Here is a 614-nt window from a genome sequence, read left to right as displayed (position 1 = left end):
GCTGGGGCTGACACAGTACGAATGCGGCGTCCCGCGGAACACCTACCGACACTACGAGGCCGGTAGTCGGAATCCGAGTCGGGACGCCCTCACCCGAATTGTCGACGCGTTCGAAGACGCGTGTGGGTCTCCCGTCGACGGCGACACCGATGCCTTCGCCAAAACGGACGGCGGGGCCACCGCACGCAACATCGCCGCGCTCCGGCGACTCCCGGAGAGCGATATCTGCTGGGATCGGATCGAGTCCATCGAGCGAGTTGAAAGCGAGGACGAGTGGGTGTACGATCTCGAAGTCGAGGGGACTCACAACTACGTCTCGAAGGGGATCGTCTCGCACAACTCACAGATGATTTCGTACGTAGAAAACATCGCTCCCCGCTCGGTGTACACCTCCGGGAAGGGGTCGTCTGCGGCGGGCCTCACGGCCGCGGCCGTCCGCGACGACTTCGGCGACGGCCAGCAGTGGTCGCTCGAAGCCGGCGCGCTCGTCCTCGCGGACAAGGGGATCGCGGCGGTCGACGAGTTGGACAAGATGGACTGCGTCACCGGCGACGCGCTGGTCTCCCTCGCCGACGGGCGCGTCGAGCGCATCGGAGAGCTGGCGCGGGAAGCGG

General features: G+C 66.3%; 1 pseudogene. It reads left to right on the top strand.

Annotated features, from left to right (window positions below):
• Positions 1–614, top strand: a pseudogene (locus D3D02_RS18465) (ATPase); the annotation flags it as partial.

It is taken from the genome of Halobellus sp. Atlit-38R, assembly GCF_003665925.1.
Taxonomy (GTDB): domain Archaea; phylum Halobacteriota; class Halobacteria; order Halobacteriales; family Haloferacaceae; genus Haloquadratum; species Haloquadratum inordinatus.
The sequence above is the reverse complement of the archived record's forward strand: the minus strand, read 5'-3'. Positions and strand labels throughout refer to the sequence as shown.